The organism is Rhabdothermincola salaria, from assembly GCF_021246445.1.
GTDB lineage: Bacteria > Actinomycetota > Acidimicrobiia > Acidimicrobiales > Acidimicrobilacustridaceae > Rhabdothermincola_A > Rhabdothermincola_A salaria.
Map to the genome: position 1 here is coordinate 565136 of NZ_JAJQXW010000002.1, position 25296 is coordinate 590431.

19 protein-coding genes are annotated in these 25296 nt (G+C 70.2%); 12 read left to right on the forward strand and 7 right to left on the reverse strand.

The features are described from left to right. Positions 1–20: 20 nt before the first annotated feature. The gene (locus LUW87_RS11805; RefSeq protein ID WP_232671376.1) at positions 21–467 is read left to right on the forward strand and encodes a nuclear transport factor 2 family protein; all 447 of its coding nucleotides are present in this window, start codon (positions 21–23) and stop codon (positions 465–467) included. A 72-nt stretch (positions 468–539) separates the two neighbouring features. Here the strand turns inward: LUW87_RS11805 and LUW87_RS11810 are convergent, their stop codons facing one another. Further along, complete coding sequence (locus tag LUW87_RS11810) at positions 540–1376, reverse strand: phytanoyl-CoA dioxygenase family protein (RefSeq protein ID WP_232671377.1); 837 nt, start codon at positions 1374–1376, stop codon at positions 540–542. Positions 1377–1448: 72 nt separating this feature from the next. On the opposite strand from LUW87_RS11810, the gene dcd reads away from it, so the two are divergent. Next, the gene (gene dcd, locus LUW87_RS11815) at positions 1449–2009 is read left to right on the forward strand and encodes a dCTP deaminase (protein WP_232671378.1); all 561 of its coding nucleotides are present in this window, start codon (positions 1449–1451) and stop codon (positions 2007–2009) included. Positions 2010–2056: 47 nt separating this feature from the next. Here the strand turns inward: dcd and LUW87_RS11820 are convergent, their stop codons facing one another. The 3 genes from LUW87_RS11820 to LUW87_RS11830 all read right to left on the reverse strand — a co-directional run bounded on the left by LUW87_RS11820 (position 2057) and on the right by LUW87_RS11830 (position 5225). Further along, a complete protein-coding gene (locus LUW87_RS11820; RefSeq protein ID WP_232671379.1) occupies positions 2057–2512 on the reverse strand; it encodes a DNA-binding transcriptional response regulator in 456 nt (151 codons plus the stop codon). Beyond that, complete coding sequence (locus LUW87_RS11825) at positions 2496–4709, reverse strand: heterodisulfide reductase-related iron-sulfur binding cluster (protein WP_232671380.1); 2214 nt, start codon at positions 4707–4709, stop codon at positions 2496–2498. Before LUW87_RS11825 ends, LUW87_RS11820 begins: the two co-directional genes overlap by 17 nt. Before the next feature lie 93 nt (positions 4710–4802). After that, entirely contained in the window at positions 4803–5225 is a 423-nt protein-coding gene (locus LUW87_RS11830; protein ID WP_232671381.1) for a cyclic nucleotide-binding domain-containing protein, read from the reverse strand. A gap of 126 nt (positions 5226–5351) precedes the next feature. Between LUW87_RS11830 and LUW87_RS18840 the strand changes: the two genes are divergently transcribed. The 3 genes from LUW87_RS18840 to LUW87_RS11845 all read left to right on the forward strand — a co-directional run bounded on the left by LUW87_RS18840 (position 5352) and on the right by LUW87_RS11845 (position 7869). Next, entirely contained in the window at positions 5352–5873 is a 522-nt protein-coding gene (locus LUW87_RS18840) for a winged helix-turn-helix domain-containing protein (protein ID WP_232671382.1), read from the forward strand. Between the two features lie 199 nt (positions 5874–6072). Continuing rightward, the gene (locus LUW87_RS11840; protein ID WP_232671383.1) at positions 6073–7515 is read left to right on the forward strand and encodes an ammonium transporter; all 1443 of its coding nucleotides are present in this window, start codon (positions 6073–6075) and stop codon (positions 7513–7515) included. A gap of 12 nt (positions 7516–7527) precedes the next feature. Further along, complete coding sequence (locus LUW87_RS11845) at positions 7528–7869, forward strand: P-II family nitrogen regulator (protein WP_232671384.1); 342 nt, start codon at positions 7528–7530, stop codon at positions 7867–7869. Between the two features lie 105 nt (positions 7870–7974). Here LUW87_RS11845 and LUW87_RS11850 read toward each other — a convergent pair whose 3' ends face one another. Beyond that, entirely contained in the window at positions 7975–8733 is a 759-nt protein-coding gene (locus LUW87_RS11850) for a phosphoglyceromutase (RefSeq protein WP_232671385.1), read from the reverse strand. A 242-nt stretch (positions 8734–8975) separates the two neighbouring features. Here LUW87_RS11850 and dnaK point away from each other — a divergent pair, with 242 nt between their 5' ends. From dnaK to LUW87_RS11885, 7 genes are all read left to right on the forward strand, one after another. After that, positions 8976–10817 carry a molecular chaperone DnaK gene (dnaK, locus tag LUW87_RS11855; RefSeq protein ID WP_232671386.1) on the forward strand — a complete coding sequence of 614 codons (1842 nt, stop codon included), beginning with the start codon at positions 8976–8978 and terminating at the stop codon, positions 10815–10817. Beyond that, positions 10814–11371, forward strand: coding sequence for a nucleotide exchange factor GrpE (locus LUW87_RS18430; RefSeq protein WP_232671387.1), 558 nt, complete (start codon positions 10814–10816; stop codon positions 11369–11371). The genes dnaK and LUW87_RS18430 overlap by 4 nt, the downstream gene beginning before the upstream one ends. 49 nt (positions 11372–11420) lie before the next feature. After that, positions 11421–12572, forward strand: a complete 1152-nt coding sequence (dnaJ, locus tag LUW87_RS11865) for a molecular chaperone DnaJ (protein ID WP_232671388.1) — start codon at positions 11421–11423, stop codon at positions 12570–12572. Positions 12573–12579: 7 nt separating this feature from the next. Further along, entirely contained in the window at positions 12580–13005 is a 426-nt protein-coding gene (locus tag LUW87_RS11870) for a heat shock protein transcriptional repressor HspR (RefSeq protein WP_232671389.1), read from the forward strand. Positions 13006–13108: 103 nt separating this feature from the next. After that, a complete protein-coding gene (locus LUW87_RS11875; RefSeq protein WP_232671390.1) occupies positions 13109–15589 on the forward strand; it encodes an ATP-dependent Clp protease ATP-binding subunit in 2481 nt (826 codons plus the stop codon). Between the two features lie 336 nt (positions 15590–15925). Beyond that, positions 15926–20032, forward strand: coding sequence for a Cys-Gln thioester bond-forming surface protein (locus LUW87_RS11880; RefSeq protein WP_232671391.1), 4107 nt, complete (start codon positions 15926–15928; stop codon positions 20030–20032). 188 nt (positions 20033–20220) lie between these two features. Further along, the gene (locus tag LUW87_RS11885; protein WP_232671392.1) at positions 20221–22335 is read left to right on the forward strand and encodes an acyltransferase family protein; all 2115 of its coding nucleotides are present in this window, start codon (positions 20221–20223) and stop codon (positions 22333–22335) included. Between the two features lie 13 nt (positions 22336–22348). On the opposite strand, the gene LUW87_RS11890 is transcribed toward LUW87_RS11885, so the two are convergent. After that, positions 22349–23788 carry an ArnT family glycosyltransferase gene (locus LUW87_RS11890; protein ID WP_232671393.1) on the reverse strand — a complete coding sequence of 480 codons (1440 nt, stop codon included), beginning with the start codon at positions 23786–23788 and terminating at the stop codon, positions 22349–22351. Beyond that, positions 23781–25205, reverse strand: a complete 1425-nt coding sequence (locus tag LUW87_RS11895; RefSeq protein ID WP_232671394.1) for a glycosyltransferase family 39 protein — start codon at positions 25203–25205, stop codon at positions 23781–23783. Before LUW87_RS11895 ends, LUW87_RS11890 begins: the two co-directional genes overlap by 8 nt. Between the last annotated feature and the right edge of the window lie 91 nt (positions 25206–25296).

A 25296-nucleotide genomic window follows, 5' to 3' on the forward strand; every position in this document is an offset into this window, starting at 1 on the left:
CACCCGGGGGAAGCGCACCGATGACCATGAGCCTGCAGGAGATCTCCGACCGCATGGAGATCCAGGACCTGTTGGTGGCCTACAGCTACGCCATCGACACCCGCGACTGGGACGCCCTCGACGGGATCTTCACCCCCGACGCCCACATCGACTACACGGCCTTCGGGGGCAGCGCCGGGAACGTGGCCGAGACCAAGGCGTTCCTGGCCGAGGCCATGCCGATGTTCAGCTCCTTCCAGCACATGGTGTCGACCTCCAAGATCGAGATCGACGGCGACACCGCCCACGTCAAGACCATCTGCCACAACCCGATGGTCATGAAGCTCGGCGACGACAAGGTGCAGGTCTTCTACTGCGGGCTCTGGTACGTCGACGAGATGGTGCGGACCTCCGACGGCTGGCGCATCAAGCACCGCGCCGAGGAGAAGTCCTACGTGCACAACATGCCCGGCGTCGGCGACTCCTGAGCGGTCGCGGAGCCCGGCTGGGGGCCGACCCGTCAGGGTCGGCCGGGGGCCGGGGGAGCGCGACCGTCGAGCTCAGCGGATGCGGTCCCAGACCAGGTCGCTGGCCGTGTCGGGGTCCAGCCAGGTGGCCGGGTCGACCTGGTCGACGTGGCCGATCAGCCCCCGGTAGATCCCGTAGCCCACCATGCGCCGCAGCCGCGGCGGGAAGGCGGCCACCTGCTCGGGTGAGAGGGCCAGCAGCTGGTTCTCCTCGTGGCGCACCCAGCCGGCGCAGTAGTTCGACACGAGGCCCATGCGGCGGGCATCGGAGCGGTTCTCGCCGCCCCCGTGCCACACCGACCCGTTGTAGACGAGCACGCTGCCGGCCGGCATCGTCGCCTCCACCAGCTCGTCGGGCTGCTCACCCTTGCGGGGGATGCGGTCGGCCCGGTGCGAACCGGGCACCAGGCGGGTGGCCCCGTTCTCCTCGGTGAAGTCGGTGAGCGCCCAGATGGCCACGCACGTGATCGGCACGTGCGGGCGGGGCAGCGGGATGGACCCGTCGTCGGCGTGGAACGGCTGGGGTGCCTGGCCCGGGTTCATCTCGATGGCGGTCATCGACGACACCAGCAGCCCCTCGTCGAGGACGCCGGAGGCCACGTCGAGCACCGGTTCGAACACCGGCACCCGGGCGAACGCCGGATCGCGGGCCAGCAGGTTGAACAGCCGCCGGGTGTGGTGGCCGAGGAAGGTGTTGGTGCCGTAGGCGGTGCCCTGGCGGGCCATGGCGACGTCCACCCGCTCCACCAGCTCGGCCACCAGGTCGTCGGGCACCACCCGCTCGAGGATGGTGTAGCCGTCCCTGGTGATCTGCTCGACGGCCTCGGCCGTCGAGGGGCGGGTCGTGTCGCTGGTCGTCTCGTCGGTCACGGTCGTGGTCCCCCTTCGTGGCCCCAGGGTGCCACGCCGCCGACCCGCCGACGGCGAGTAGCGTGCCCCAACGTGATCCTCTCCGACCGCACCATCCGCGAGGAGCTCGCCGCCGGGCGCATCGAGATCGACCCGCTCGACGAGACGTGCATCCAGCCCTCCTCCGTCGACTTGCACATCGATCGCTACTTCCGGGTGTTCCGGAACCACACGATGGGCTACATCGACGTCAAGGCCAACCTCGAGGACCTCACCGAGCTGGTCGAGATCAACGCCGAGGACGTCTTCATCCTCCACCCCGGCGAGTTCGTGCTGGGCTCCACCAGCGAGCGGGTGCGCCTCCCCGCCGACCTGGTGGCCCGCCTCGAGGGCAAGTCCAGCCTCGGTCGCCTGGGTCTGCTCATCCACTCCACCGCCGGGTTCGTCGACGCCGGTTGGGACGGCCAGCTCACGCTCGAGCTCTCCAACGTGGCCAACCTGCCCATCACCCTCTACCCGGGCATGAAGATCGGCCAGATCAGCTTCATCCGCATGACCAGCGAGGCCGAGCACCCGTACGGCTCCAGTTCGGTCGGCTCGAAGTACCAGGGCCAGGTCGGCCCTCGGCCCAGCCGGTACTGGGAGAACTTCTAGGCCCACGCCTGCTCGGGCCATCCGTCGACCATCCGTCGAGCGGAGGGTCAGGCGGGGGCGTCGGGGACCGTGAGCCCGATCTGGCCCTGGCGATGGCCGTCGCGCTCGGCGGCGGGCCGGTCGACGGCGGCGCGCAGCTGCTCGATCAGGTCGTCGGCCCGGAAGGGCCGGGTGAGGAACCCGTCGGTGCCCGAGATCCAGGCCTGGGCCCGGATGTCGTCGCGCCAGCTGCAGATCACCAGCGGGGTGGCGCCGGCGGCGCCGGGGACACCCCGGGTGCGGTGCAGCATCTCGAGGTTGCCGGCGCCGGCGTCGGCGGCCATGTCGACCACGATGCCCACGTAGGCGGGCGAGGCGTCGGCCAGCTCCTCGACGGCGGCGTCGATGGAGAAGGCCAGGTCGGAGCGCCAGCCGGCCCGATCGATCAGCCGGGAGAGCAGCTCGCCGGCGTCTCGGTCGTCGGCGACGACCAGGACCTTGGGGGCCTCAGTCGTCCACGACACCGGCGGGGACCTCGGTCGTGGCCTTCTCCCCGGCCTCGATGGCGTCGAGGATGTGCATGGAGATGTCGGCCACCTCGACCTCGCCCTCTTCGAGGCCCTCGCCCTTCACGCCGTCGTCGATCATGATGTAGCAGAAGGGGCAGGCCACCGCGATCTTGCTGGCGCCCGTGGCGATGAGCTCCTGGGAGCGCTCCACGTTCACCTGCTTGCCAGTGTGCTCCTCCATCCACATGCGGGCGCCGCCGGCGCCGCAGCACATGCCCTTGGTGCCGTTGCGCTCGGCCTCGACGATCTCGATGCCGGCCAGCGAACCGATGACGTTGCGCGGCGACATGTAGACGTCGTTGTGGCGGCCGAGGTAGCAGGAGTCGTGGTACACGATCCGCTCCTCGAGCTTGGCGGTCGACAGGTCGAGCTTGCCCTGGTCGATGAGCCACTCGAGGAACTGGCTGTGGTGCACGACCTCGTAGTGGCCGCCCAGGTCGGGGTACTCGTTGGCCAGCGTGTTGAAGCAGTGCGGGCACTGGGTGATGATCTTCTTGACGCCCATGCCGTTGAGGGTCTCGACGTTCTGCATGGCGAGCATCTGGAAGATGTACTCGTTGCCGGAGCGCCGGGCGGGGTCACCGGTGCACATCTCGGAGGGGCCGAGGATGGCGAAGGAGACCTCGGCCCGCTGCAGCAGCTGGGCCATGGCCTGGGTGACCTTCTTGTTCTTGTCGTCGAACGACCCGGCGCAGCCCACCCAGTACAGATAGTCGGCTTCGAGGGGGCTGGTGCCGTCGAGGATCTCGATGCCCTCGATCTTGTCGGCCCAGTCGGCCCGCTCGTTCTGGCTCATGCCCCACGGGTTGCCGGAGTTCTCCATCGAGCGGTAGGCGTTGCCGAGCTCGGTGGGGAAGTTGGACTCCATGAGCGACAGGTAGCGGCGCATGTCGAGGATCTTGTCGAGGATCTCGATGTTGACCGGGCAGTTCTCGTCGCAGGCCTTGCAGGAGGTGCAGGCCCAGATCTCCTCGGGGGTGATGCGCTCGAACACCGAGTTGGCCGAGATGATGATGTCGGGGTCGGTGCCGATGGGGGGCGACACCTGCGGCGTGCCGGTGGCGGCCATGACCTCGCCCGTCTTGAGCACGATCTCGCGGGGATCGAGGGCCTTGCCCGTGTTCTGGGCGGGGCACACGGCGGTGCAGCGACCGCACATGGTGCAGGCGTCGGTGTCGAGGAGTTGCTTCCAGGTGAAGTCCTCGATGGTGGAGGCGCCGAAGCTCTCGAGCTCGGTCTCCATCAGGTTCGGCATGGGCTTCATGGCGCCCTTGGGCCGATCGCGGTCCTTCAGGTACATGTTCAGCGGCGAGGTGAACATGTGGCGCAGCATGGTGACGGGCAGGATCACGAGGAAGGCCACGAAGCTGAGCACGTGGACGATCCACCAGAACTGCTGCCAGCCGGCGATGTTCGACGACCCGTCCACCAGCAGCGCCAGCGGGTATCCGACGAACGACCACTTCTCGAAGTCGGGGGTGCCGTCGAGGGCGATGCGGTAGGCCTCGGCCAGGAAGCCGGTGACGGCCAGCGCCAGGAAGACGCCGAGGATGATGGCGTGCTCGGGCTTGGTCTTGATGCGGATGCGGTACGGGCGCTGCACGTAGCGGCGCACGATGGCCCACACCACGCCGACGAGCAGCATGAGGCCGGCGGCATCGCCGATGAAGGAGTAGCCCTGGTACACGCGGCCGTTGAGGAACTTCCAGCTCCCGGGGAGCTGGTGGTTGATCTCGAGGACGGTGGTGACGGCCAGCAGGATCAGGAACGAGAAGTAGATGAGCGAGTGCATGATGCCCGCGGCCGGGTCGCGCAGCAGCGTCTGCATGTAGACGCCGGCCCGGAAGTCGGCCAGGCGGCGCTTGACGTTCTTGGACGTGGTGCTGCGGTTGTCGGGCTTGCCCCGCGTCCAGTTCTGCACCCGGTGGCTGAACAGGACCGCCCCGTAGACCAACAGCACGGGGATGATCACGTAGAAGGTGATCTTCACCGCCGACGGGATGCCCCCGAAGACCTCACGGGTGACGGTGGAGTCGTCGTGTTGGTCGAACACCGCGGAGGCGATGCCCGAGATCCCGGTGACCGCCGCGAAGGCGATACCGATGATCAGGACGAGATGGGGGGCCTTGAGGCGGGTCTTCTTGGCGTCCATACGGTCGCCCAACGTACTCGCGAGGGGCGAGCGGGGACCCAACCGGCTCGTCGGAGCCGCTCAGCGGAGCCCTGGGAGGGCACCGCGGCCGGGTCAGCCGTAGGCCTTCTCGTCGAGCTCGCGCATGCGCCCGGCGAGGTCGTGCAGCACCCGGTTGGCGAAGCCGGGGATCTCCTCGAGCAACCCGGCGAACTCGCGTTGGCCGATGACGAGCAGCTGGAGGGGTCCGACCGCGGTGACGCTGGCGGTGCGAGGCCCACCGGTGAGCGGGGCCAGCTCGCCCACGACGTCGCCTGGTCCGAGCACCGCGACCTGCTGGCCGTTGCGGACGACCTCGGCCTGGCCGTCGACGATGATGAAGCACTCGTGGCCGGGCTCGCCCTCGCGGACCAGCACCTTGCCGTCGTTGACCTCCAGCTCGATGGTGGCCTGGGCCACCTGCTGGAGCTCCTTGTTCGAGCAGTGGGCGAACATCGGGACCTGGGCGAGGTGGGTGAGCCATGCGTCACGTGCCATGGCGGCAGCATAGGTTCGGCCGGCGGGCGGTGCTCGCGGTACGGAGCGGCCGGTGCGGTGGTGTGGCCCCCGTCTCTTCACCACCGCGAAACAATCCGGTAACAGCCGGTTCCTACGGTCGCCGTCGTGGATGTCGAACTCCTGCGTTGGCCGCACGAGCAGGAGCGTCGGGAGGACCTGCGTTCCCAGGGGCTCCCGAGGTTGCTGCTCGTGGACCCGGACCAACCGCCCCCCGTGGTGACCGACCCGGTCGAGGACTGGGTCCGCCTGCCGGCCAGCGACGACGACGTGCAAGCCCGGGTGCGGACCCTGCTGCACCGCAGCGGTCGTCCGCTCGAAGGTCGTCCCACCCTGGACCCCGACGGTGTGCTGCGCCACGGCGACGCGTGGGTCTCGCTGCCCCCGGTGGAGGCCCGTCTGATGTCGGCGCTCCTCGGCCGCTTCGGGGCGGTGGTGAGCCGGGAGCAGCTGGCCCGGGCCGGCTGGCCGCAGGGGGCCCCGGGCCGCAACGCCCTCGACGTGCACATGTTGCGGGTGCGGCGGCGCATCGCCCCGCTCGCACTGGTGATCCGCACCATCCGTTCTCGGGGCTACCTGCTCGAAGGCGTGGAGTCCGGGGCCGCCCTGGCGGCTCGGACCTCGGCGTGAGGCGGGCGACGGCGGCTCCGAAACAGGCCCGACACAAACGCGACGGCAACACGTAACAGTCAGCAAACAGTCGGGAAACGACTCGTCCGTACGGTCATGAACGAGTCAGACAAGGAGCCCCCCGGTCGGCGTGGATCGGGTGGTCGACCGGTGGCTCCCCACCCAACAAGTGTCCGAAACACCCCCAACAGGAGGAAGCATGCGCAGGAAATTGCTCACGGGAGGAGGTCTGGTCGCAGCGTTGCTCGTGCTCGCCGCCGTCCCGGCCCTCGCCCAGGAAGGATCCGGTCCCGACGTGGTCGTCGTCGAGGCCGAGTTGCTCGACCGGTTCACGGGCACCGCCCAGGACGTGGCCCAGACCGTGATCCTGGACAACATCTTCATCTTCATCTCCGGCGTGCTGGTCTTCTTCATGCAGCTGGGCTTCGCCCTGCTGGCCTCGGGGCTCACCCGGGCCAAGAACTCGGCCAACATGATGATGAAGAGCCTCATGGACGCCGCCCTCGGCGTGCTGGTCTTCGCCCTCGTCGGCTGGGGCCTCGCCTACCCGGGCTTCGACGGCGGTGGCTTCATCGGCTTCGCCGGTTGGGGTGTGCCGGGGCTGATGGACCTGTCACCGGACCTCTCGGCCCTCGGTGACGGCTTCTATCCGTTGAGCGTGTCCACGGACTTCTTCTTCCAGGCTGCGTTCGCCGCCACCGCCGCCACCATCGTGGCCGGTGCGGTCGCCGAGCGGACCCGCTTCGTCGCCTACATCGTCTACACCATCGCCATCACCGGCTTCATCTACCCGGTGGTCGTCTCCTGGCAGTGGGGCGGCGGCTGGCTGGCCGAGCGGGGCTTCATGGACTTCGCCGGCTCCGGTCTGGTCCACATGACGGGTGGTGTCGCCGCCTTCATGGGTGCGCTCATCCTCGGTCCTCGCCTCGGCAAGTTCGGTCCGGACGGCAAGCCTCGGGCCATCCCGGCCCACAGCATCCCGCTGGCCCTCACCGGTGTGCTGATCCTCTTCATCGGTTGGTTCGGCTTCAACCCCGGTTCGGCCCTCCAGGCCGACATGTCGGTGCCGATCGTGGCTGTCCTCACCCTCTTCGCCGCCTGTGCGGGTGCGGTGGGCGCCATGATCTCGGCCTGGCTCCTGCTCAAGAAGCCGGACGTCTCCATGGCCGGCAACGGCCTGCTGGCGGGCCTGGTGTCGATCTGCGCCATCGTCGGCAACGTCAACCCGGTCCCGGCCATCATCGTCGGCTTCGTCGCCGGGCTGGTCGTGGTCCCCGCCGCTCTCTTCATCGAGCGGGTCCTCAAGGTCGACGATCCGGTCGGTGCCGTGGCCGTGCACGCCGTGTCCGGCTTCTGGGGTCTGACCGCCGCCGGCCTGTTCGCCATCGAAGACGGCCTCTTCGACGGCGGCGGGGCCAGCCTGCTCGGCACCCAGCTGCTCGGTGCCCTGGGCATCCTCGCCTGGGTGGCCGTCACGACCGGCATCCTGTTCGGCGTGCTCAAGGCCGCCGGCATCTTCCGGGTCTCGCCCGCCGAGGAGATCGAGGGTCTCGACCTCTCCGAGCACGGTTCCCCCGGTTACGCACCCGACTCCCTGGCCGGCATGAGCGAAGACATGCTCGTCGGCTCGGCCAAGAGCTAGGAGATCGATCACATGGCAACACTCGTGACCGCAGTCATCCGTCCCCACGCCCTCGACACGGTGAAGGCCGCCCTCATCGACAGCGGCATCACCGGCATCACCATCACCGAGGTGAAGGGCCACGGCCGCCAAGGCGGCCACACCGAGACCTACCGAGGAGCGGAGTACACCGTCGATCTGCTCCCCAAGGTGAAGGTGGAGGTCATCGTCGCCGAGGCCCAGACCGCGGCGGTGGTGGAGGTCATCTCCGCCGCCGCCCAGTCCGGCAAGATCGGTGACGGCAAGATCTGGACCACGGCCGTCGGGTCGGTCCAGCGCATCCGTACCGGAGAGCTCGGCGACGACGCTCTCTGAGCCACCGGGCCGTCCATCGGCCCCCTGGACACGCAGGAGGGCCCGGCCGTCAGGCCGGGCCCTCCTCGCGTCCGGGCGGTGGTGCCCCTCGAGCGGTCGGTGGTGTCAGCCGGCCTGGCGGGCCACGGCGTCGGCGGCGGCCTTGGCCGCCTCGGCGTCGCCGAGGTAGCGGTCGGGGAGGGCCTTGGCCTCGGCGGGCATCATGGCGTCGTCGAGCTCGTAGAGCATGGGGACGCCCGTGGGCAGGTTGACCTCGGCGATGTCGGCGTCGGAGATGCCGTCGAGGTGCTTGATGAGGGCTCGCAGGCTGTTGCCGTGGGCCACGACGAGCACGGTGTGGCCGGCCCGCAGGTCGGGCACGATGCCGTCGTACCAGTAGGGCAGCATGCGGGCCACGACGTCTTCGAGGCACTCGGATCGAGGGAGCACGTCCGGGGGGAGGTCGGCGTAGCGGGGATCGAAGCGAGGGTGGCGCTCGTCGTCCATGTCGAGGGGCTCGGGCGGGGTGTCGTAGCTGCGGCGCCACTCGAAGACCTGCTCCTTGCCGAACTGCTCGGTGGCCTCCTTCTTGTTCTGGCCCTGGAGCTGGCCGTAGTGCCGTTCGTTCAGGCGCCACGAGCGCCGCACCGGCAGCCAGAGCAGGCCCATGGCGTCGAGGGCCAGGTTGGCGGTGCGGATGGCCCGCACCTGCAGCGAGGTGTGCAGCACCGTCGGCGTGATCCCGGCGTCGGCCATGGCCGGCCCGGCGGCCTCGGCCTCGGCGCGGCCCTGGTCGGTGAGGTCGGCGTCGTACCAGCCGGTGAAGAGGTTCTCGAGGTTCCACGTGCTCTGGCCGTGGCGGAGCAGGACGAGGCGTGCGGTCATGGCGACAGTCTGCCCGACGCTGCCGGCGCGCTCCGACCTCTCTGGCGGTGACGCCGGGTCGCCTCGGACGTGGCCGATGTCACCGCCGAGGTGCGGTGGGTGGGCCCGCCCCGGGGAATGTTGGAACGGCCGGAGAAGTTGTTACGATCACACTCAAGTTTCCTGGTGGTGTCGTGTGGCAGTGCTGCTGGCGCCCCGGAACCGTCCCTGAACCACACCCCCGAACCCCAGGAGCAACGCTCATGCCCAAGGCCGTCGGTATCGACCTCGGTACCACCAACTCGGTCGTCGCCGTCCTCGAGGGTGGCGAACCCGTCGTCATCCCCAACGCCGAGGGGAGCCGCACCACCCCGTCGGTGGTCGCCTTCGCCAAGAACGGCGAGGTCCTCGTCGGCGAGGTCGCCAAGCGCCAGTCGATCACCAACCCCGACCGCACCATCCGGTCGGTCAAGCGCCACGTCGGCACCAACTGGAAGATCGACATCGACGCCAAGGACTACACGTCCCAGGAGATCTCGGCGCGCACGCTCATGAAGCTCAAGCGCGACGCCGAGGCCTACCTCGGCGACACCGTCAACCAGGCCGTCATCACCGTGCCCGCCTACTTCGACGACGCCCAGCGCACCGCCACCAAGGAAGCCGGCCAGATCGCCGGCCTCGAGGTGCTGCGCATCATCAACGAGCCCACCGCGGCGGCGCTGGCCTACGGCCTCGACAAGGAGACCGCCGACCAGACGATCCTCGTCTTCGACCTCGGCGGCGGCACGTTCGACGTGTCCGTGCTCGAGATCGGCGACGGCGTGTTCGAGGTCAAGTCCACCCACGGCGACACCCACCTCGGTGGCGACGACTGGGACCAGCGCGTCATCGACTGGCTGGTCGAGAGCTTCAAGACCGCCCACGGCGTCGACCTGTCCAAGGACAACATGGCCGTGCAGCGCCTCAAGGAAGCGGCCGAGAAGGCCAAGATCGAGCTCTCGCAGGTGCAGAGCACCCAGATCAACCTGCCCTTCATCACCGCCACCCAGGACGGTCCGCTCCACCTCGACGAGCAGCTCACCCGAGCCAAGTTCCAGGAGCTCACCGCCGACCTCCTCGAGCGCTGCAAGGGCCCGTTCGAGCAGGCCATCTCCGACGCCGGCCTGACCCAGGGCGACATCGAGCACGTCGTGCTCGTCGGCGGTTCCACCCGCATGCCCGCGGTGGTCGAGCTGGTCAAGGAGATGACCGGCAACGACCCCCACAAGGGCGTCAACCCCGACGAGGTCGTGGCCGTCGGCGCCGCCGTCCAGGCCGGTGTCCTCAAGGGCGAGGTCAAGGACGTCCTGCTCCTCGACGTCACCCCGCTGTCGCTCGGCATCGAGACCAAGGGCAGCGTCATGACCAAGCTCATCGAGCGCAACACCACCATCCCCACCCGTCGCACCGAGGTCTTCACCACGGCCGAGGACAACCAGCCGTCGGTCGAGATCCACGTGCTGCAGGGCGAGCGCGAGATGGCGCAGTACAACAAGACCCTCGGGAAGTTCCAGCTCGTCGACCTGCCGCCCGCCCCGCGCGGGGTGCCCCAGATCGAGGTCACCTTCGACATCGACGCCAACGGCATCGTGCACGTCTCGGCCAAGGACCGCGCCACCAACAAGGAGCAGTCCATGACCATCACCGGTCAGTCGTCGCTGTCCAAGGACTCGATCGACCAGATGGTGAAGGACGCCGAGGCCCACGCCGAGGAGGACCGCCTCCGCCGCGAGGAGGCCGACGTGCGCAACTCGGCCGACACGCTCGTGTACCAGACCGAGAAGCTCCTGAAGGACCAGGGCGACAAGATCTCCGACGAGGAGCGCGGCAACGTCGAGACCAAGTTGGCCGATCTCAAGACGGCCATCTCGGGCTCGGACCTCGAGGCCATCAAGACCGCCACCGAGGCGCTCATGACGGCCAGCCAGGAGTTCACCCAGAAGCTGTACGAGCAGGCGGCGGCCAGCGAGCAGACCACCGGCGCCAGCGCCGGTGGCGGCGCCGGCTCGGCTCCCGACGACGACGACGTCGTCGATGCCGAGATCGTCGACGACGAGGACAAGTGAGCTCCTCCGAGGGCGGTGCCGCCGGGCCTGACCCGGCGGCCACCTCCGACGACGACCACCTCGAAGACGATCTGCTCGAGGCGGCCGCGGCTGCCGAGAGCGGCTTCGACGGCCCGCAGGCCGGCGACGACGACCTGGTCGACGTCGCCGCCCTGGTCGCCGAGCGCGACGAGTACCGCGACACGCTCCTGCGCCTGAAGGCCGATTTCGACAACTTCAAGAAGCGCTCCGCCCGCGAGGCCGGCGACGTGCGCGAGCGAGCCGCCGAGTCCCTCGTGGAGAAGCTGCTCGTGGTGCTCGACGCCTGCGACGCGGCCATGGGCCACGGCGCACCCGATGTCGAGCCCATCGCCAAGATGCTGCTCGAGGTGCTCGGGCGCGACGGCCTGGAGCGCATGGAACCCGAAGGCCAGCCCTTCGATCCCAACCAGCACGAGGCGGTGCTCCACGAGCCCGGCGACGACGGCGAGTCCATCGTCGTCGACGTGCTCCGCACCGGCTACGTGCTCAAGGGTCGGGTCCTGCGACCCGCCATGGTGAAGGTGCGGGGCTGACCCCGCCCGTCCACCCCCACGACGACGAGGAAGGCAACGGTAGGAACCGGTGACAGCGCAGCGTGAGTGGTTCGAGAAGGACTACTACAAGGTCCTCGGCGTCTCGGAGACGGCGACGGCCAAGGAGATCACGCGCGCCTACCGCAAGCTGGCCCGGGAGCTCCACCCCGACGCCAACCCCGGCGACGAGGCGGCCGAGGAGCGCTTCAAGGAGATCTCGGCCGCCTACGACGTGGTGGGCGACGAGGCCAAGCGCAAGGAGTACGACGAGGTCCGCCGGCTCGGTCCCATGGGGGGCATGGGCTTCGGCGGGCCGGGCGGCGGGTCCGGGTCCGGTCCGGGTCCCGGCGCCGGTGGCGCCCCGTTCGGCTTCGACGGCGGCGACCTGGGCGACATCCTCGGCGGGCTCTTCGGCCGCCGGGGACGCCCGGGCGGCGGCGCCTCCCGAGGTCCTGGTCCCCAACGTGGCGCCGACCTCGAAGCCGAGCTGCACCTGCCCTTCCGTGAGGCCGTCACCGGTGTCACCACCAGCCTGCACCTGACCTCCGACGCGGCGTGCTCCACCTGCCACGGCAGCGGGGCCAAGCCCGGCACCGTGCCCACCACCTGTGGGCAGTGCCAGGGCCGGGGCGTGCTCGACGACAACCAGGGCCTGTTCTCGTTCTCCACGCCGTGCGCCAACTGCGGGGGCACCGGCACCGTGGTCACCGATCCGTGCCCCACCTGTCGTGGCGCCGGCGTCGAGCGGCGGGCCCGCGAGGTCAAGGTGCGCATCCCGGCCGGCGTCGACGACGGCCAGCGCATCCGCCTCAAGGGACGAGGCGGTGCCGGCCGCCACGGAGGCCCCGCAGGCGACCTGTTCGTGCTGGTGCACGTCGACCCGGACCCGGTGTTCGGACGCGACGGCACCAACCTCACGATCACCGTGCCGGTCACCTTCACCGAGGCCGCCCTCGGCACCAACCTCACCGTGCCCACCCTCGACGGCTCCACGGTCACCCTCAAGCTCCCCGGCGGCACCCCGTCGGGCAAGGTGATGCGGGTGCGGGGTCGCGGGGTCGAGACCAAGAAGACCACGGGCGACCTGTTGGTCACGGTGCAGGTCGCCGTCCCCGACACCCTCACCGACGAGCAGCGCCAGGCCGTCGAGGCGCTGGCCGCGGTGTTCCCCGACACGCCACGCACGCACCTGGGGGTCTGATCCGCTCATGGCCGACGCGCACAGCTCCGAGACCGACCCGAGGCGCCAGCGGGCGGTGTACGTCATCTCGGTGGCGGCCGAGCTGGCCGGCGTCCATCCCCAGACCCTGCGCATCTACGAGCGCAAGGGGTTGGTCGAGCCGGCGCGCACCGTGGGCGGGAGCCGCCGCTACAGCGACGACGACATCCACCTGTTGCAGCGCATCCAGACCCTCACCGACGAGGGCCTCAACCTGGCCGGGGTGAAGCGGGTGCTCGAGCTCGAGGGTCGCATCGCCGACCTGGAGGCACGGCTGGCCCAGGCCCGCCACGAGGCCAGCGCGGCGGTCGACGCCACCCATCGCACCTATCGGCGCGATCTGGTGCCCATGCGCCAGGCCATGGTCCGCTACGGCGAGACGGCCAGCGTGCTGCGCCATCTGCTCGAGCAGTAGCGGCGAAGGCCCGGTCGTCGGAACAAAGTTGACAATGCCGTTGTTAGGTTTTGTGACTGCCGAGCGGCAGGTCTGAACGACTGTCAGGAGAACGACACCCCCCATGGCCCTCGACCCGAACCGCTGGACCCTCAAGACCCAGGACGCGGTGAACACCGCCCTCGCGGCGGCTCGCACGGCGAACAACCCCGAGGTCACGCCCGAGCACCTGCTGGCCGCCCTGGTGGGCCAGGAGGAAGGCGTGGTCCTCCCCATCCTGCAAAAGGTCGGTGTCGCACCGGCCCAGCTGCGCAACAAGGTCGACGAGGCTCTGGCCGCGCTGCCCAAGGCCTACGGCGGTGAGTCCCGCGTCGGGCGCGACTTCACCGCCACCTTCGATCGGGCCGACGAGTTCCGGCGCGAGCTGACCGACGAGTACCTCTCCACCGAGCACCTGCTGGTGGCGTTGGCCGACAAGGTCGGCGTCGAGCGCGAGGACCTCCTCAGCGCCCTGGCCGAGGTGCGCGGCAGCCACCGCGTGACCAGCCAGAACCCCGAGGACGCCTACCAGGCGCTCGAGAAGTACGGCACCGACCTCACCGAGATGGCCCGGGCCGGCAAGGTCGACCCGGTCATCGGCCGCGACGAGGAGATCCGTCGGGTCATCCAGGTGCTGTCGCGCCGGACCAAGAACAACCCGGTGCTCATCGGTGAGCCCGGGGTGGGCAAGACCGCCATCGTGGAGGGCCTGGCCCGGCGCATCGTCGAGGGCGACGTCCCCGAGAGCCTCAAGAACAAGCGCCTCATCTCGCTCGACCTGAGCTCCATGGTCGCCGGGGCCAAGTACCGCGGCGAGTTCGAGGAGCGGCTGAAGGCCGTGCTCAAGGAGATCACCGACGCCGAGGGCGAGGTCATCACCTTCATCGACGAGATGCACACCGTGGTCGGCGCCGGTGCCGCCGAGGGCTCGATGGACGCCGGCAACATGCTCAAGCCGCTGCTCGCCCGCGGCCAGCTGCGCATGATCGGCGCCACCACCCTCGACGAGTTCCGCAAGCACATCGAGAAGGACCCCGCCCTCGAGCGGCGGTTCCAGCAGGTCATGGTCGAGCAGCCCTCCGTCGAGGACACGATCGCCATCCTGCGCGGCCTCAAGGAGCGCTACGAGGTGCACCACGGCGTGCGCATCCAGGACGCCGCCCTCGTCGGGGCCGCCGTGCTGTCGGACCGCTACCTCACCGGTCGGTTCCTGCCCGACAAGGCCATCGACCTCGTGGACGAGGCGGCCTCCAAGCTGCGCATCGAGATCGACTCGATGCCCACCGAGATCGACATGGTCGAGCGGCGCATCCGCCAGCTCGAGATCGAGCGGGTGGCCCTGGCGAAGGAGACCGACACCGCGTCGGCCGAACGCCTCGACGCCCTCGACGAGGACCTGGCCAACCTCAACGAGCAGATGGCGGCCATGAAGGCCCACTGGCAGGCCGAGAAGGACGCCATCGACCGCATCCGGGCGCTGAAGGAGCACCTCGAGAACAAACGCCTCGAGCTCGAGCGAGAGGCCGACCTCGAGAAGGCGTCCGAGATCCGCTACGGCCAGCTCCCCGAGCTTGAACGCCAGGTCGCCGAGGCCTCCGTGGCCCTCGACGAGCTGCAGGCGGCCCAGAAGATGCTGAAGGAGGAGGTCGACGAGGAAGACGTCGCCGAGGTCGTCAGCAAGTGGACCGGCGTGCCCGTCAGCCGGCTGATGGAAGGCGAGATGGCCAAGCTGGTCCGCCTCGAGGACGTGCTGCACGAACGGGTCATCGGCCAGGAGGAGGCCGTGGTGGCCGTGGCCAACGCCATCCGGCGCAGCCGGGCCGGTCTCTCCGACCCCAACCGGCCCATCGGCTCGTTCCTGTTCCTCGGCCCCACCGGCGTGGGCAAGACCGAGCTGGCACGCAGCCTGGCTGACTTCCTCTTCGACGACGAGCGGGCCATGGTCCGCATCGACATGAGCGAGTACATGGAGAAGCACTCCGTGAGCCGGCTCATCGGTGCGCCCCCGGGCTACGTCGGCTACGACGAAGGGGGCCAGCTCACCGAGGTCGTGCGCCGACGGCCCTACGCCGTGGTGCTCCTCGACGAGATCGAGAAGGCCCACCCGGACGTGTTCAACGTCCTGCTCCAGTTGCTCGACGACGGTCGCCTCACCGACGGCCAGGGTCGCACGGTCGACTTCACCAACGTGGTGCTGATCATGACGTCGAACCTGCCGGGCGAGCCCAAGGACTACTTCAAGCCCGAGTTCGTGAACCGCATCGACGACATCGTGCGCTTCCGGGAGCTCACCGAGGGCGACCTCGAGCGCATCGTCGACATCCAGCTGGAGTCGCTGGTGCGTCGTCTGGCCCAGCGCCGCATCACCCTCGAGGTGACCGCGTCGGCCAAGGCCGCCCTCGCGGCCGAGGGGTACGACCCCGCCTACGGCGCCCGGCCCCTCAAGCGGGTCATCCAACGCCGCATCGGCGACGCCTTGGCCCTGGCTCTGCTCGAGGGCACCTACGGCGAGGGCGACACCGTGGTGGTCGACACCGACGCCGACGGTGCCGTCGTGCTGCGCTGACCCGGCCCGGCAACGGCCGCCGAGCCCCAACCCCATCCGTCGTCCGGGTCCGCCCGGGCGACGGGCGCGTCCGGGGCACGGGCTCCACGGTCATGGGTCGAACGGTTCATTGTGGACGCAGAGTGGTGATTCCGCTTCCCCTACGTGAGATCCGTTGGTACGGTGCTCGTGGGTTTCGTGACCTGGACCGATCGAAACCTGGGGAAGCAACGATCCGCCGGACGTCATTGGTCGCTTAGGCCGGCGAGGAGCTAGAGCGAACCCGGCCCCGACGCACCTGGACGTGCGCGCGGGCATTTCGTCGCCCGCGTGCACCATGCAACGGGAGACGAGCGGATGTCACAGTTGGACGCGAGGCACAAGCGACGGGCGGGAGCGATCTTCGCCCTGTTCGCCTTGTTGGCCTCATTGATGGTCGGGTTCGCCAGCCCGGCCTCGGCGAACTCCGAGGTGGTGCCCAAGGGCGTCTCCGTCGGAGGCAACGTGTTCGGCACGTGGAACGGCCAGCAGCGCACGTTCTACGCCGGGCTGATCGGTGTCGACACCGACAACAACGGTTCGGTCGACGCCTACGCGTACTGCATCGACCTCGGTACGAACCTGGCCAACAACAAGACCTACACCGAGGGCACCTGGAACCAGGCGACCGTGCCGAACCTCGGCAAGATCACCTGGATCCTCCAGAACTACGACCCGAGCGTGCCGGCCAACCGCACCGAGGACGTGGCCAAGGCCGTGCAGGCCGCCATCTGGCACTTCAGCGACGGGTTCAACCTCGACCTGGGCAACCAGTCGGGCAACAACCAGGCCGTGCGCGACCTCTACAGCTCGATCCTGGCCAACGCCCAGGACGTGCCCGAGCCCTCCCCGACGCTGTCCATCGCGCCGGCCGACCAGAGCGAGGAAGCCGGCACCGGACTCGTCTACAACGTCTCGTCCACCGCCCCCGGCCCCGTCGCGCTGTCGCTCGGCGGCAGCATCCCGGCCGGCACCAAGATCGTCCCTGCCGCCGGCGGCGTCTGCGACGCCGGTGCCGCACCCATCACCTCGGTCACCCTCACCGGGGGCAACGCCCAGGTGTGCGTCTACTCCGACCAGCCCGGCGGACCCGCCGAGCTCACGGGCACGGTCAGCCAAGCCACGGCCAGCGGCCGCGTCTTCCTGCGCCCCAACGCCCAGAAGCTGATCTTCGCCGGCGGTGGCACGGTCTCCGCCAACGCCAAGGCCAAGGGCTCCTGGTCCGACTACTCCACGTTCACGATCGACGTCACCTGCGACACGGTGACCATCACCTCCAACGGCAAGGACCTGTCCAACATCGTCTGGCAGGGCGTCACCGGTCCGTCCGAGAAGGCCGACGGCCTCAGCGGCAAGACCTACGTCATCCCCAACGATCCGGCCAACCCCGTGGCCGAGGTCTGGATCAAGGCCGGCAACAACAAGAACGAGGGGCCGCAGCCGCGTCCCCCGCACAACGGCAACAACGGGCTCGGTGCCTACTTCACCGTCGCCGCCCCTGAGGGCTGCGTCCCCGATCCCGGCGCCAGTGCCGCGGTCGAGTGCGTCGACAACGACGGCACCATCACCGTCACCCTGAACAACACCGGCTACGGCGAGGTCACCTTCGACGTGACCAACCCCGTCACCAGTGAGGTGACGTCCAAGGTCGTCGGGGCCAAGGGCACCGACACCGTCGTCTTCACCGACGTGCCCGACGGCACCTACGACGTGCCCGTCACCGCCAAGGTGGCCGGCCAGCCCGACGAGGACCTGACCATCGAGGGACTCACCGTCTCCTGTGACGCCCCGGGCACGCCCGAGGTGCTCCAGGACGTCGAGTGCGTCGACTTCGACGGCACCGTCACGCTGACCCTGGCCAACACCGGCACGCCGGGCAAGGCCAAGCCGATCCACTACGTGGTGAAGGACCTCGGCGACAACGTCGTGTTCGACGGCCCGGTCGCCCCCGGCGCCCAGCAGGTCGTCACCATCGACGACGTGCCCGACGGCGTCCATGTCTTCCCGGTCACCGCTGACGGCGTCGACAAGAACCAGACCGTCACCGTCGACTGCGACGCCGACGGCACCGCCGAGGTCACCGAGAAGGTGGAGTGCGTCGACTTCGACGGCACCGTCACGCTGACCCTGGCCAACACCGGCACGCCGGGCAAGGCCAAGCCGGTCCACTACGTGGTGAAGGACCTCGGCGGCGCCGTGGTCTACGACGGCAACGTCGCCGCCGGTGACTCCGTCCCCGTCGTCATCAACGGCGTGCCCGACGGCGAGTGGACCTTCCCGGTCACCGCCGACGGCACCGACAAGAGCCAGACCGTCACCGTCGACTGCGACGGCCCGGGCACCCCGGTGGTCGAGAAGCTCGTCGAGTGCGTCGACTTCGACGGCACGGTCACGCTGACCCTGAAGAACACCGGCATCCCGGGCAAGGCCGAGCCGGTGGCCTTCGTGGTGGAGAACACCGACGGCTCCCCGAAGTGGGAGGGCACCGTCGCCGCCGGCCAGCAGGAGGTCGTCACCTTCACCGGCGTCGCCGACGGTGAGCACACCTATCCGGTGTCCGCCGACGGCGAGGACATGGACCAGACGGTCACCGTCGACTGCGATGCCCCCGGCACCCCGTCGGTGGCCGGTGACGTCGAGTGCATCGACTTCGACGGCACCATCACCGTCACCCTGGCCAACACCGGCACCCCGGGCAAGGCCAAGCCGGTCGCCTTCGTGGTGAAGGACCCGGTCACCGACGCGGTCGTCTTCGACGGCTCGCTCGAGGCCGGCGAGACGAAGATCATCGAGTTCGACGGGCTGGCCGACGGCGACTACACGGTCCCCGTCACCGCCAACGGTGACGACGAGAGCCTCGCCCTCACCGTCGACTGCGACGGCCCGGGCACCCCGGTGGTCGAGAAGCTCGTCGAGTGCGTCGACTTCGACGGCACGGTCACGCTGACCCTGAAGAACACCGGCATCCCGGGCAAGGCCGAGCCGGTGGCCTTCGTGGTGAAGAACACCGACGGCTCCCCGAAGTGGGAGGGCACCGTCGCCGCCGGCCAGCAGGAGGTCGTCACCTTCGCCGACGTGGCCGATGGCGTGCACGCCTACCCGGTGTCCGCCGACGGCGAGGACATGGACCAGACGGTCACCGTCGACTGCGACGGGCCCGGCACCCCGGTCATCGAGGACTCGGTGGAGTGCGTCGACTTCGACGGCACCGTCACCCTCACCCTGAAGAACACCGGCACGCCGGGCAAGGCCAAGCCGGTCGCCTACGTGGTCCGCGACCTCGATGGTGAGATCGCCTGGGCCGGCAACGTGGCCCCGGGGGCCGAGCACGTGGTCACCTTCGACGGCATCGCCGATGGCACCTGGACCTTCCCGGTCCTCGCCGACGGTGAGCCCGACGACGTCACCGTGACCGTCGACTGCGACGGCCCGGGCACCGCCCAGGTCACCTCCGCAGTGGAGTGCGCCGACAACGACGGCACGGTCACGCTGACCCTGGCCAACACCGGCACGCCGGGCAAGGCCAAGCCGGTCGCCTACGTGGTCCGTGACCTCGATGGTGAGATCGCCTGGGAAGGCGATGTCGCCGCCGGTGACGAGAAGCTCGTCACCTTCGAGTCCGTGCCCGACGGCACCCACACCTACCCCGTCACCGCCGACGGCGAGGACGTCGACCAGACCGTCACCGTCGCCTGCGACGCCCCCGGCATCCCCGAGGTCGACAGCGTGGTCGAGTGCACCGCCGCCGGCGGTGAGGTGACCATCGTGCTCGGCAACGAGGGCGTCGACGCCAAGAACCTCCCGATCACCTACCGGGTGACCGACCCCCGCGACGGCACCTCCCAGGACGTGACCGTCGAGCCGGGCGAGTCCCTCGAGGTGGTCTACGACGACGTCGCCGACGGCGAGTACACCTTCGGTGTCGACGTCATCGAGGGTGACGAGGTGGTCGAGTCCTTCGACCAGACCGTCACCGTCCTCTGCGCCGAGCCCGAGGTCCTGGGCATCAGCGTCGAGTGCGCCGAGGGTGGCGTGGTCGTGGTCCTCGGCAACCCGGGCACCAACCCCACGGAGATGACCGTCCGCAAGGGCGACACCGTCATCGCCACCGAGGTCGTCGCTCCCGGCGACGAGGTGCGGGTGCTCGTCCCCATGGAGGAAGGCGAGACCGCGACCATCACCGTCTCCGACGGCGATGAGGTCCTGAGCTCGCAGACCATCACCCTGGACTGCGAGGACCCGGCCCCGCCCACCACCCCCAGCACGGCCCAGGTGGCCGGCGTCACCCAGACGCCGACCGCGGTGAGCCCCACCGGGGCGCTGCCGTACACCGGTGGCGACGTGGTGCGCACGCTGGGCCTCGGCCTGCTCCTGGCCGCCGCCGGCTTCGGTCTGGTGCTGGCCACCCGGCGCCGCCGCTCGTAGCGCCGGCCGGCACCGCACCGGTCGGGGGGCCAGCCCCGACCGGTGAACCGTGACAGGAGGGGAGCCCGAGAGGGCTCCCCTCCGTCGCGTCCGGGCCGTTCGCCGGGTCCCGGCAGGGGTGCGCAACCTCGTCCGCGCCGCCGCAGTACCGTCTCGCCTCGGTCGTCCACCGGGGGGAGAGCGGTCAGATGGGGCAGTCCACGGCGCCTGGCGCACCGGTCGCCGCGGGTCCGGGCCGGGTCCACCTGTCCGGTCTCGACGGTCTGCGCGGCCTGGCCGTGGTGCTCGTGGTGGTCTTCCACTTCTGGCCCGAGGTCCTGCCCGGTGGGTTCCTCGGCGTCTCGCTGTTCTTCACCCTCTCCGGGTACCTGATCACCGGCTTGTTGCTGGCCGAGCACGAGCGCCACGGCCGCGTCGACCTGCGGGCCTTCTGGGGCCGCCGGTTCCGGCGGCTGCTCCCCGCCGCCCTCGTCACCCTCGCGGGGGTGGCGGTGCTGGCCATCTGGCTCACCAGCCCCGCGGACCTCGCCGACGAGATCGTCGCCGCGCTGGCCTACGTCTACAACTGGTACCTCATCGCCACCGGAGGCGACTACGGGGCGCTGTTCAGCCAGCCGTCGCCCATCGAGCACTTCTGGTCGCTCGCCATCGAAGAGCAGTTCTACGTCGTGTTCCCGGCCGTGGCCGTGGTGGCCCTGCGGGCGGGGCGACGTGGCCTGGGCGTCGTCGTCGGGGTCCTGCTCGCCGGGTCGGTGGCGCTGAACCTGAGCGGCGCCCTCGCCCCCGCCGAGGCCTACCTGTCGACCCTGACCCGAGCGGCGGAGATCCTGGTCGGCGCCCTCCTCGCCGTGGTGGTGCCGGTCGACCGCGTGCGGGCCGCGGTCGAGGGCCGGGTGGTGCGCTGGGTGGCCGCGACGATGGGCGCGGTCGCCGTCGTCGCCGTCGTGGCGTCGTCGCGGTGGTTCGACTACGACGAGGTCGTGGCCCAGCGGGGCTTCCTCGTGATGTTCGCCTGCGTGTCGGCGGTGGCCATCGTCGGGGCGGCGTCGGTGCCCGTCACCCGGGTGCTGGGCACCGCCGTGCCCCGATGGCTGGGACAGCGCTCCTACGGCATCTACCTCGTCCACTGGCCGATCGAGGTATGGATGCCCGCGCCCGGCGCGGTGAAGGTGGTCGTCACGCTCGCCCTCGCCGAGCTCTCCTATCGCCTGGTCGAGACGCCGATCCGGTCGCGTCGGGTCCTGGTCGCGACCCCTCGGGCCCTCGTCGCGGGGGTGGTCGCCGTGTCGTTGGTCGCCGTGGTGGCGATCGCGCCCGTCGGGTTCGGCGCCGGTGACGCATCGAGCGCCTCGTCGGTCGTCACGGTTCCTCCGAGGGACCTCGAGTCGCCGGCCCCGTCGACCGCGGGGGGCGCGGTCGACCCGGGGGCTCCTCCGCCGAGCGCGGTGCTCGGGGCGGTCGAGGAGGCGGCCGCGGCGGCGTCGCTTCCGGAGTCAGCTGCACCCCCGGCGCCCGCCGCGCCCGCTGCGGTTGCCGGACCATCCGTGGTGTGGGTGTTGGGGGACTCCCAGGCCCACGGGCTGCTCGACTGGGTGACGGGCCGGCGCGACCCGCAGCACGAGCTGCTGTGGGGTCGAGAGGCGCCCACCGCCGCCTACCCCCAGGCGGGCTCCGACGGGGAGATGGTCGTCGTGGACCTGGCCATGCCCGCCTGCGAGGGCGGCCGCGGCGTGGTGAAGCTGCGCTACGAGGGTCGCGCCGTCGACGAGAACCCCCGTTGCCAGGACTGGCCGACGAGGTGGGGCGAGGCCCTGGCCGCCTACGGCGCGCCCGACGTGGTCGTGTGGATCGTCGGTGGGGCGACCGTCTGGATCCCCCGCTCCTTCGATGCCGCCCCCGAGGAATTCGCCGTGCCGACCGACGAGGCGTGGCAGCGCTGGTGGCCCGGTTCGGTCCACGAACGACTCGACTGGATCACCGTTCACGCCCCCGACGCCCGGGTGGTGTGGACCACGCCGGTGCTCCCGACGCGCTCGGAGTACGTCGGCGCCGGGAGTCCCGACGACGAAGCCTGGCACCGGATCGTCGTCGCGACCGATGTGGTGGCCGACCTCCAACGACGCATCGCCCGCGATCGGCTGCGGGTGGTCGTCGCTGACCTCGGGGGCTGGGCCGAGACGGCGGGGAGCGACGGCGGGCCGCTCGGTGGCACCTTCGACGGTGTGCACTGGGACCGTCGGACGTCGGTCGAGCGGATCTGGCCGTGGCTGCTCGATCAGGTGTCGACGTCGCGAGGCCGCTGACCCGTTCGGGGGTTCAGTGGCTGATGGGTTCGCCGGTTGGGTCGTCGTCGGCGTCGGCCGGGGCCGAGGTCGCCCGCCGGCTCCTCCACCGCCACCACAACGCCTCGATGGCGACGGCGGCCATGAGGGCGATGGCCCCCTCGGCGACGGCGCGGTAGCGGGCCTGACCGAAGAACATGGTGACCACCACGGCCACCACCAGCACCGGACCGAGCACGGGTGAGATCGGCACCCGTCGCCGGCGCAGGATCACGGCTCCGGCGATGGCGAGGCCGGCGACCGGATACCAGGTGACGGCCGCGGATTGGATGACCCACGGGGTCATGCGCTCGTTGAACTCGTCGAGCTCGACCTGCTGGGTCGGCTTCCACAGCCCGGTGATGCGACCCCAGCGGGCCAGCACCACGACCGGGAGCCGATCGAGGTTGTCGCCCATGAAGTCGAGCGTCTCGCGGCGCAGGATCTCGGCACGCACGGACTGGTCGCCGGTGGCCTCGTCGAACCCATTGCGTTCGAGGTAGTCGAGGGAGCACTGCAGGCTCCAGTACCCGGTGGTCGGCCCGTAGAACGTGTACTCGCAGTTGGACGTGGCCAGGGTGATCTCGAAGCCGTTGGACAACAGCACGGGCTGCTCGAAGCGGGTCATGTTGTAGGTGACCCATGGGGCGAGGACCACGATGCAGGCCAGGGCCGCCGCGCCCAGCCGCAGGATCCGGTCGCGCCAGGGGGTCGTGCCGGCGAGCAGGCACAGCGGCACGATCACGAACACGCTCAGCAGCAGCAGCTCGGCGCGGCTCAGCGCGGCGAGGGCCACCGCGGCACCGACCGCGGCCGCCGGCCACAGCCCGGGCGCCCGCCAGAAGCGGTAGGCCAGCCAGATGGTGAGGGCGGTGGTGAAGATGGCCATCGTCTCCGACAGCAACAGCCCGTCCCAGTTCCACACGCCGGGGTAGACCGCCACCACGCCGGCGCCCACCAGCCCGAGGCGCCAACCGCCGATCTGGCGGCCGGCGAGGCCCGAGAGGAACACCGAACCGGCCCCGATGACGGTGGAGGCCAGCAGGTGGGAGGTCACCCCGGTGCGGCCCAACCACGAGAAGCCGCCGAGGTAGAGGATGTAGAGCGGTGGGTGGTCGGCGGCCTGGTTCACCGAGTCGCGCAGGAAGTACGCGAACGGGTTGATCCAGCCCTGGCCGCCGGCGAGGAGGTTGGCGGCGTGGTGGTAGAAGTAGCCGTCGCCCCACACGACCATGTCGCGACGCCAGATCCACACGTAGGCCACCCGCAGGACGAGCCCGGCCAGGGTGATGCCGATCAGCCAGGCGTAGAAGCGGCGGTCGCGAGCGACGATGGGCTCGCGCAGGCCACGGGTGGCCGGTGGTTCGGTGGTCGGGTCGGCCTCCACCGGGGTGCCGGCCGTCGCCGGGTCGGGGGGCGCGGTGGTCTCAGACATGGTCGCTGGTCTCTGGGCTCGGATCGGGGCCGGCGCCGACGGTGGCTCCGGAGAGGGGTGGGGCGGCGGGAGGTGGGGGCGCGTCGCCGTCGGGGGTGGCGTCACCGCCGGCCGTGCGCCGGCGGATGGCCGCGACGATGGCGACCAGGCCCACGGCGGCGAGGACGGCGAGCGGCCCCTCGGCCAGGGCGCGGTAGCGGGGTTGGCCGAAGGTGACGGTGGCGGTGAACCACACGGTGAGGAACGGTGCGGCCAGGGGGTACACCAGCTTCCCTCTGCGCCGCAGCGCCAGGCCACCGACCACGGCCAGCGGGGCCATGACGAGGAAGGAGACGGCCCCCGCCCAGGCCACCCAGAGGGTGCGGCCGGCGTCGAAGCTGTCGAGTTGCACGCTCTGCTCGAAGTTCCACAGGCCCAGGGCCCGACCCCAGCGGGCCACGATGACGGTGGGGAGGCGATCGAGGTTCTCCTGGATGTAGTCGATCGACTCGTCGCGGAGCACCTGGCCCCGCTGGGACTCGTCGCTGTTGAGCGGGTTCAGGCCGGTCGGCTCCAGGTAGCCGAAGACGCACTCGAGGCTCCAGTAGCCGGTGAGCTCGCCGTAGTAGGTCTTGTCGCAGCTCACCGTGGCCAGGGTGATCTCGAAGCCGGACGACAGGTACACCGGTTCGTCGAAGCGGGTGGCGTTGAACGCCACCCACGGGGCCAGCACGGCGAGGCAGGCGGCACCCGACGCGGCCAGCCAGCCGATGCGGGAGCGCCAGCTCGTGAGGTTCGACCGGCGCAGCACCAGCGGCACCACGATGAAGACGGCCAGCAGGCCGAGCTCGGCCCGGCTGAGCGTGGCCAGGCCCACGGCGGCACCCAGCAGCACGATGCGGACCAGGCTGGGATCGTCGACGAAGCGGTAGGCCAGGAAGGCGGTGAGCATCACTGCGAACAGCGCCATCGGCTCGGACAGCAACATGCCGTCCCAGGAGAAGGTGTTGGGGTAGAAGGCCACCAGCACGGCGGCGACGATGCCGGTGGTGTTGCCGGCGATGCGTCGTCCGATCAGGCCGGCCAGCACCACCGACGCCGTGCCGACCAGGGCGGTGGCCAGCATGTGGCCGGTGGGGGATCGCACCCCGAGGGTGGAGAAGAGGAACAGGTAGACGGTGTAGACGGGAGGGTGGTCGGCGGCCTGTTGGATCAGGCCGTCGATGAGGAACCGGAACGGGTTCACGAAGCCGTACCCGTCGGCCAGCAGGTTGGCCCCGTGGTGGTAGAAGTACGCGTCGCCCCACACCTGGTGGTCCCGACGCCAGACGAGGATGTAGACGGCCCGCCACGCGAAGGCGGCGGCGGCGACCGCGGCCAGCCCGAACCACCAGCGACGATCGACGCGCGGCGATGCCTCGGTGCGGGTGGTGGTCAACGCTGCTCCTCCGGTGCGGGACCCCACGCGCGCCGGCGTTCGCCCCGGGTGATCGTAGCCCTCGGCGGCGCCAGGACCCGACCGCCCCGGG